This window comes from Calothrix rhizosoleniae SC01, from assembly GCF_900185595.1.
In the GTDB taxonomy this organism is placed as follows: domain Bacteria; phylum Cyanobacteriota; class Cyanobacteriia; order Cyanobacteriales; family Nostocaceae; genus Calothrix_A; species Calothrix_A rhizosoleniae.
Genome location: NZ_FYBH01000034.1, coordinates 44,518 through 54,634, shown reverse-complemented (window position 1 = coordinate 54,634; position 10,117 = coordinate 44,518). Strand labels below are relative to the sequence as shown.

Annotated in this window: 2 protein-coding genes; one reads left to right on the top strand and one right to left on the bottom strand. The window is 42.3% G+C overall.

What is annotated here, in order from left to right:
• A partial coding sequence (locus tag CALSC_RS01825) for a DNRLRE domain-containing protein (protein WP_143288122.1) occupies positions 1 to 3,765 on the top strand: 3,765 nt, incomplete at its 5' end.
• A gap of 271 nt (positions 3,766 to 4,036) precedes the next feature.
• Here the strand turns inward: CALSC_RS01825 and CALSC_RS01820 are convergent.
• A complete protein-coding gene (locus CALSC_RS01820) occupies positions 4,037 to 10,087 on the bottom strand; it encodes a type I polyketide synthase (RefSeq protein WP_088239724.1) in 6,051 nt (2,016 codons plus the stop codon).
• Positions 10,088 to 10,117: the final 30 nt, after the last annotated feature.

Here is a 10,117-nt window from a genome sequence, read left to right as displayed (position 1 = left end):
CTTATTGATGAGAATACTAATGTTGAGGAATCCTTCCACTCCTGGTTTGGTGGTGGTGATGATGATGATCCTTTTTGGTCATGGTTTGGTGGTGGTGATGATGATGATTCCTTCTGGTCATGGTTTGGTGGTGGTGATGATGATGATCCTTTTTGGCAAAGTGTGTTCAATGGTGCTGCCAACTCTGAACCACTACCAGGAGAACAAAACCCCAATAACCCTAATACCACTATCAAAACTCAAATTGGCACTGGGATAGATGATATATTCGGCGGTTTTGTTGGGAATGATGATATCAGTGGTGGAGATGGGGATGACTTAATTGATGGTGGGGATGGGGATGATACCCTCAAAGGTGATGCTGGCAATGATAGCATCTTTGGCTTCAACGGCAATGACAAAATCTATGGCGGTACGGGAAATGACTTTCTTTCCGGGGAAAGTGGTAGTGATGCCATTTATGGTGAAGCTGGTGCTGATGTTGTCTCCGGAGGTGGGGGTGATGATTTCCTTTCTGGGGGAGAGGGTAGAGACTTCCTCATTGCTGGTACTGGTGATGATGCGGCTTTTGGTGGTGCTGGTGATGATCTGATTCAAGGTGAAGCTGGAAGTGACCTGCTGGTGGGTGAAGATGGCAGGGATATGATTGAGGGTGGTCATGGTAATGATCTGATTTTTGGGGATAGCTACCAAGATACTAGTAGCTTTGATATCAACCTCAACAACCTGAGAAGTCAGTTTAACATCGATTCTAGTAGTAATAATACTGATACTAGTGATAGTAATAGCGAAAATGCAAGCAGTGATAATGACAATAGTTCTAATAGTGGCAACGAGAACAATGTTGTTCTGAATGAGTGGATAGTTTTCCAGCAAGGGGTGAATGGCTACAGTGGCACGGTTGATACCTATATACATGGAAATAATCCTAATGCCAACAATAGCAGTTCAACTTCCTTGAATGTTGATAGTAGGTATAGAAGGGAGCCTGTTCAGGGTCTGATTCGGTTTGACGATATCTTCGGCAGCCAAACTGGTCAAATTGCTTTGGATGATACTATCAACTCTGCGGTTTTGGAAATTGATGTTTCTAATAGAGGAAATAGCCTTGAGGTATATGAGCTGCTGCAAAGTTGGACAGATACAGCCACTTGGAACTCTTGGGAGAATGGAATTCAAACCAACGGTACAGAAGCAAAGAGTACGTCAGTAGCTACTACGGGTTACGTGAATAAAGGCATCCTCACCATTGATGTGACAGCTAGTTTGCAAGCTTGGCAAGCAGACCCCACGAGTAACTATGGCTGGGCTTTTCTACCGACTGATACTAATAATGTTGAGTTTGACTCTGCTGAAGGTACTAATGCACCTCGCCTGTTGGTTAATGTTGAAGAAGCAACATCTGACAGCTATTACAACGATAATTATACTGATAATTCCAGTGATGATTCTCTAACAATTAGCACAGTTAGGTTTGAAGCTGAGAATATGACTTTGGATGGCTACCAAGCGCAAACAGTTAGTTTTGCCTCTGGTGGTAGTTTAACTAAGGCAATTTCTGCTGATTCTACCGTAACTGCAACTACCACCTTTACTGGTGCGAGCGGGTTCTACGATGTTATCGTCGCTTACCATGATGAAAATGATGGTGTATCCGAGATTTCTGTGACAGTTGGTGGGGTAGAAGCAGATAAATGGCTACTCGACCAAGATCTAGATAATTCCTTAGCAGTAACTGATAACTTTGTTACCCGTACTGTTGCCGAGGGACTGGTAGTCAACGAAGGCGATGAGATTTTCTTGCAAGGAATTGCAGATACCGGTGAATATGCTCAGATTGACTATATTGAATTTGTGCCCGTTGAAAGTGCCAATGTACAGCTCTCATATAATAGCGATATTCTCAGGGGTGGCGGTGGTAATGACGTAATCTTCGGTGATGTTGGTGATGATATTATCTACGGTGAAGATGAGTTTGATGATGGTAGTGTTACCCCTGTGATTCCTGAGGGTTATACTTATTATACCTATGGTCAAAGTACTTACGTTCTTAGTTCAGCAACTACATGGGAAGCAGCCCAAACTGAAGCCCAGAGTTTAGGCGGTAACTTAGTTACTATTAATGATGCTGCTGAAGAGGACTGGTTAAAACAAACTTTTGGTACCAGCGAAGAGTTGTGGATTGGTTTGACTGATAAAGATACCGAAGGTACTTTTACCTGGGCGAGTGGTGAAGCTGTTACCTATACCAACTGGGTACCTGGTGAGCCTAATAGCCATAGCACTAGCAGTGACTATGTGCGGATGAATTTTGATAACAGTGATTCTGGCTGGGGCGATCTTTCGGAAAATTATCAACGACTAGGTATCATCGAAATTGATTGGTCTGTCGCTGGAGGTAACGATGTTCTTGTAGGAGGAAGCGGCAATGATATAATTTACGGCAATTCTGGTAATGATGTGATCTTCGCTGATGATTATGGTGTAGCCACTGTTAATCAGGGGGAAACTTCAAACACCCTTGACGGAGATGATGCTCTGATTTTCAACTACACCTCTGAAATGCTACTGAATGATGTGATCTTCGCTGATGATTATGGTGTAGCCACTGTTAATCAGGGGAAAGTTTCAAATACCTTTGACGAAGATGATGCTCTGATTTTCAACTACACCTCTGAAATGCTACTGAATGATGGTGATAGTACCTTTGCTGATGATTATGGTTTAGCCATTGTTAATCAGAGGAAAACTTCAAACACTTTTGACGGAGATGATGCTCTGATTTTCAACCACACCTCTGAAATGCTACTGAATGATGGTACCCTCAGTTTCAGTTTTCAGGCTAATGATGTCTCTGAAGAACAAGGGCTATTTTCTAAAGACTCAATGGGTTACGATGATGGCGGGCACTTGACCGTAAACTTGGATGATGAGCAACTCACTGTTCGTTTGCAAAGTATTAACTCAAATTACACAGTTGAAACTTTTGTAAACTCAGGTCAAGAATATGATGTAGCGATCGCATTTGGTTCTCGTGGTTTAGAGCTATGGCTCGATGGAAACCTTGTTGATATAAACACCTATACAGGAGGACTGGGTAATAATTCTGGAGGTGGCGGTAATTATGAGCCTATTGTTTTAGGAGCAAGTCAATCATGGAGCAGCGATCTGACAGCAAACAACTTAATAGATTATTTCACTGGTACCCTAAAAGATGTGCGCCTCTATGACCAACAACTAAGTGGTACAGAAATTTCTCAACTCTCTACAAACCCATATACCAGTGCCAATATGGTGTTTGAAGAACTCATTATTACCAAAAACCAACTTATAGGGGGTAGCGGTAATGACGAACTCGCTGGAGGTGCAGGCGATGATACCCTTAACGGTACGGATGATATAGCTGCTGGAGTTTATGAACACGACGTGCTTATTGGTGGAGCTGGTGCAGATACCTTTATCCTTGGTGATGCGACTCAGAGCTATTACTTAAATCCTGATAATAATGGTAATCAAGATTACGCTGTGATTCAGGACTTTTTAGTTAGCGAGGATGTGGTGCAGCTTCATGGTGTTGCTGGGGATTACCAGACACAAGTACAGGGTAGTGATGTGTTACTCTCTCGCAGTGGAGATTTGGTGGCTATTTTTGAGGATGTGAATAGTTTGAATATTTCTAATGCTGACTTAGGTTTGAAGCTTGTTAATGCTAAGGTTGCTGCCTTAAGTTTGAATCTTGATAGTGCTGCCTTCCAGTACGTATAATATCATGTTCAGAAGATTACTTATTATTCGGATCATGGTGCAAAAATCACCAAAACTCTTTCCCTCCCTGCTCCCCTTCAGGTTGCGCCACTTGCTACAACGCGCTTAACCCGCGCAACGCAGTGGCTTACCAGCCCTCTGCCCCCTCCCTGCCCATTGCAGTCCTAACGATAAGTCTTTAACCGGACATGATATGATGGTGGATTTTTTCATCTCTACGAGGAGCCACGCTTAGCGCGTCTACGGGACTGCCTCCTGCAAAGCTGCCTTTTCAATTATCTTTGGTCAATATTTTTTTAATTTCTTGATCTGAGATTTGATTTATTTCAGCCAATAAATCATCTAATTCATCATCATAAACTAATGATTTTTCTCTTGTTTCATTGACAGCATTACCAGATTCACTAGATATAAATGCTGGCAATAAATAATCAACTAAGAGTGTTACCGTTGGATAATCAAAGGCTAAGGTTGTAGGTAAACTCAATTCTAAAATAGACTGGAGACGATTTTTTAATTCCACAGAAGTTAAAGAATCCATCCCCATATCAAAAAATCCCTTGTTATTATCTACCAAATCAACAGATTTTAACCTGAGAATTTTGGCAATTTCTCTGGAAACACAACCAATTAATTTTTCTCTTTTCTTGTCTTGTGGTGTTGCTGCTAATTCTTGTAAGAAATTAGCTATTTGTACTTCTTTGTGATTTGCATCTGGTTTTAACTCTCTTAACAAGGGTGAATTTAACCACTCTTTGCGTATTTTTAACCAATTAATTGGTAGTACGGCTACTTGCACGGCATGATTGGTAAATAATTGGTCTAAAACCTCTCCCACAGCTTGGGGAGGAATAGAGTCAATGCCGATTTCTCTGAGTTGTTCACCAATTTGTTTTTTCGCCACAGTTCCCACCCCAGCAACTGCTCCCCAATTAATACTTAATGCAGGTAATCCCATGGCTCGACGTTCATATACTAAAGCATCTAGAAAAGCATTCGCTGCTGTATGGTTTGCTTGACCTAAATTACCTAAAATTGCCGCAATTGAGGAAAAGACAACAAAGTAATCTAAAGGTTGCTCCTTGGTTAAAGAATGTAAATGCCATGTGCCTTCTACTTTGGCAGCCATGACTCGATAGAATTGCTCCCAAGATAACTGCTGAATGGTTCCATCGGCGAGAATACCAGCCCCATGAATAATACCCCGTAATGGAGGTAATGATGTGGCAATTGTTGTGAATAAATCGGCGACTTGTTGTCTTTGGGAAATATCGACTGGAGCAACGGTGATATTTGCACCTAGTTGTTCCAGTTTTTGTAATTTTTGTTTAGCTGTATTATTAGCACCAGAGCGACTAACTAACACTAAATGCTTTGCACCTTTGTTTACCATCCATTCAGCCACGAGCAAGCCTAATCCACCTAATCCTCCTGTAATTAGGTAGGTACTATCTGGGCGAAAATAGCTAGTTTTTTGGTCAACGGGAGGACGTTTTTGAAGAACTAGTCTGGCTACTTGACGCTGATTTTGACGATAGGCGATTTGATTTTCAGCAGTTGCAGAGGTAATTTCTCCTAAGAGGTTGTCAACTTGATGGGTGAGTGGTGCTGTTGGGTCTAAATCGATTCTCACACAGTTCAGCTCTGGATGTTCTAAAGCGATCGCTGTCCCTAAGCCCCATAAAGGAGATTGTGCAACTAGGGGTACAGGCTCTATACCAACGGCTTGCGCTCCTTGAGTCACTAACCATAATGATGGCATTTGGGCTGTTTTGGCTTTAATTAATCCTTGGATTAGGTGTAAAATACTACCACACCCTAATGTTGCAGCTTGTTTTAATCTTGGGGCTGTGAGATTTTGGCTATTGGGTGTATCAAGACTCCAGCAGTGAACTATCCTGTGAATGGGAAATTGAGTAGTTAACGCTGTTAATAGGCGATCGCATTGTTGTGGATCTGCGGGATTAATTTCAAATGTTTGGGAACTGATTTGTTGATAATTTTCCCCAGGAAATACTACAGTACAGTTGTGATTTTGGCTTTGCAGACGTTTGGCTAATGCTTCACCCGTACCTTGGCGATCGCTAAAAATTAACCAATGTTTCTGCTCTGCTGGTGTGGGTAATGTGGCTGGGTTTTGCGCTAAAAATACCGCTTGTTTGGATAAACTCTCACCAGTTGCGTCTTCTAAGGACAGCACTTCTAGATTCTCAAATCCATTAGCAGTTAATAGTTCTTGCCATCTATTTTCTGATAACAAGGGATAACTATTACGCCAGTCTTTATCGGTGAATCTCCACCAGCCATCAGTCAAGCCAAAGGTTAAATCAATCCAATTCTGGGGCGATGTTGCTTCTAGCAATAGGAGCATTCCCCCTGGGGCGATTAATTGCCGTACATGAGTTAAAGTTGTACTTAAATTAGCTGTGGCATGTAGTACATTGGCGGCAATAATCAAATCATATTTCTCATCAATAAATCCTTGGGATTGAGGATCTTTTTCGATATCTAAAACTCGATAGTTGACAAATGTATAATCCGCAAATTTTTGGGCTGCTTGACTAGTGAAAACTGCTCCCAAATCTGTAAATGTATATTGAGTTTGTTGCGGATTGAGCATCGGTAACAAATGAGTAGTTGTTCCCCCCGTCCCGGCACCAATTTCCAAAATTTTTATCCCTTGGGAACCAGGCAATTTTTCTAATGCTAAACCTACAGCTTGTTGCACTAAGAAATTCATAGCCATAGCCACAGGGGAGTCTGCATACAGCCGGCTCACTATGTCTGCATTACCTTGGGGGAAGAGCAATTGTAAGGGGTCAGTTTTACCTTGTAAAATTGACCCTATTTGTTGACCACAATTATTGAGGAGTGTAATTTCAGTTTCTATACTGGAATTGCTAAATTCTATTGGGGTTGTCTGTTCTAACTGCTTTTTTACTTGCCATTGTTGCTGATGTTTCTGTAAAAAGCCAGCAACTTCGAGAATTGCCAATAAGCGATTAAGCAAGGGATGATATCGGTCAATTACTTGGAATTGGGCAGCTAATTCTATTGTGGTAAAACTTTGATTTAATGACCATTGCCAACCAAGTTGATGGAAAGCTGACAAAATATAATCAACTGCCAAATTATCTAGTTGGGTAATTTCTGTTTGATAGGAATGGAGTTGGTTTTTGAGTTGATTAATTTCCTTAATTTGGCTGAATAATTGTTGACGAATTAAACCCGAATTTACTATTGGGGAATTCTGAGAGTTTTGGTTAAACCGGGCTTGGGAACGCCACTCAATTTCATAAAGCCAATCTGATAAGGGGTATGTAGTATTTTTTTGTTGGTGCTGCTCAACTATGAGAGATAACAGTTTCGGCAGTAATTCTTGCTCACTAGCAGATAAATTGCCAGTGCTACTGAGGAGATTAGCTAACTCTGTAGTATTTCCTTGTACTAATAAATTAATAATAGGTGATTGTGATTGAGATGAGGATAAATTGGGGGTGGTAGTTTCTAACCAATACCTTTGATGTTGCCAAGGATAAGTAGGCAAAGATAAACGACGGTAGGGATAGTTTTGGTCAAATTTTTCCCAATTTATTTGCACTCCACTAATATATAATGCGGCTAAACTATGGAGAAGTTGTTGCCAATCAGATTGGCGAGGATTTAAACTGGCTAACCATTGTTTTTGCTCCCCTTCCCAACTAAATTTACCTAAGGTAGTTAGTGTTGGGTTGGCACCAACTTCCAGAAAAATATCATATCCTGCTAAGATTAACTGATTTATACTATCAACCCAACGCACAGGTTGAATAATATGTTGCACCCAATAATCTGCATTGGCGACTTCTTGATTCACCCATGTTCCTGTCAGGTTGGAAAGTAAATCAATCTGGGGATGGTGATAATCAATTTCCTGGGCAATTTCAGCAAATTGAGGTAGGATATTTTCCATTAAAGGAGAGTGAAAAGCTTCAGATACCTTTAACGGTTTGCTGTTGATACCCTGTGTTGTGAGAGTGGCAACAATTTCGTCAACAGCACTTGCTTCCCCAGAAATCACAACATTAGCTGCACCATTGTAAGCTGCCACCGCCACTGAAGGGTAGGATGCAATTACCTGCTCAACAACCTCGGTCGTTGCCCAGACTGCCACCATTTTCCCCTTACCACCACGGCTCTGCATGAGTTTACCCCGGTGAGCAATCAGCTTTAACCCATCTTCTAAGCTAAAAACCCCTGCCACATAAGCCGCTACGTATTCTCCCACACTGTGACCAACTAGGGCATCTGCTTGAAGTCCCCAAGATTGCCATAATTGGTAAAGGGCATATTCAATGGCAAATAAAGCCGGTTGGGTGTATGCTGTTTGTTGTAACTGATCCTGGTTTGGCTCTGCATACAGAAGATCCAGTAAAGAAACATCTAAATAGGGACGGAGAATTTCATTGCACAGATCAAGTGCTTGACGGAAAGTAGGCTGAGTTTGATAAAGTTCTCCTCCCATACCCCAATACTGTGACCCTTGACCAGTAAAAAGATAGGCAATTTTCGGGGCTTTTGTCTGAGTGATCGCCCTATTGCTAACTTGAAAATCGAGAGGGAAGGAGGGAAGGAGGGAAGGAGTGAAGGAAGTATTTTTATGCTTGGTTGTGGGATTTTCCTGTGAGGGGCTAACTTGATCATTACCTGCTTGGGTGACAAATTCAGATAGTTGCAGTGTAATATCCGCCACCGAACTAGCAACAATACCCAAACGGTAATCAAAATGCGATCGCCCTACATTGGTAGTATGGCAGATATCTGCTACGGCTAGGGATGAATTCATCCCCAGGTAATCAAGATAACGTTGGGCTAACTCCTGTAAGGCGGTGGTATTTTTGGCTGATAGGGTGAATAGGTGTAGGGGACGGTTGGTTTGTGTCCCAGCAGTGGGAATTTTTAAAGCGGCTTCTTCTAACACAATATGGGCATTTGTCCCACTCGCGCCAAAGGAACTAACCCCAGCAATTCGCCGTTGCTCACTTACCCATGTTTGCAATTGTGTGGGGATTGTCATGGGTAAGTTTTGCCAATCTATTTGGGAATTTGGTTGTTGCAAATGTAGGTGCGGGGGAATTTGTTGATGTTGCAATGACAGCACAACTTTAATTAACCCTGCGATTCCCGCCGCCCCTTCTAAATGACCAATATTTGTCTTCACCGAACCAATACTTAAGGGCTGAGATTGGGGACGATTTTTACCAAAGACAGCAGCTAAAGCCTCCACTTCTATGGGATCCCCCAGGGATGTGCCAGTACCGTGGGTTTCAATATAACTCACCTGATTTGGTTCCACTTGAGCCGCCTTCAGGGCTTGGAGAATCACCGCTTCTTGGGCTAAAGGATTGGGAACTGTTAAACCACTGCTGCGTCCATCGTGATTCACAGCCGAACCCCGTATAATCCCTAAAATATGATCTTGATCAGCGATCGCAGTTGATAGTCGCTTGAGGACAATTACCCCACACCCTTCCCCGCGCACAAATCCATTAGCATCTGCATCAAAAGTCTTACAGCGATCATCTGGTGATAGCATTCTGGCTTTACATTCCACCACCGTTGTCAGGGGGGATAAAATTAAATTCACCCCGCCAGATAGTGCCAAATCACACTCTTGATTACGTAAACTTTGACAAGCCAAATGCACTGTCACTAATGAGGAAGAACAGGAAGTATCAAGGGTAATACTTGGGCCTTGTAATCCCAATAAATAGGACAAGCGACCTGTAAGAAAACTATTGCCATTGCCAGCTCCAGTATGCATATCTACTAGGGTTGGGTCATGGGTAAATTGGGAATAATCTTGATTCATCACTCCCATAAACACCCCCGTGGGGCTACCCTGGAGGCGACTGGGGGAAATTCCTGCTCTTTCAATTGCTTCCCAACAGACTTCTAGTAGTAACCGTTGCTGAGGATCAATATGGTTAATTTCACGGGGCGCTAAGCCAAAAAAATCACCATCAAAGCCATCTACTTGTGCTAAAAAACCCCCACTCCGAGCATACATTTTCCCTGGTTGACTGGGATCGGCATCATAGTAATTTTCAATATCCCATCGCTGTTGAGGAATTTCCGTGACTGCGTCTATCCCATTCCATAGCATTTGCCAAAAGGCTTCGGGAGTTTCAGCCATAGGAAATCGGCAACCCATACCAATAATGGCAATGGGTTCTGTTTTGGCTGACTCCATGCTAGTTAGCTGGGACTGCATTTTCTCTAGCTTTACCAGCGCATCCTTCATGAGAGCGCGATAATCTAAGCCTACGGATTGATTACTCATAAAAAATTTCAGGGTGATTTGCCGGAGATA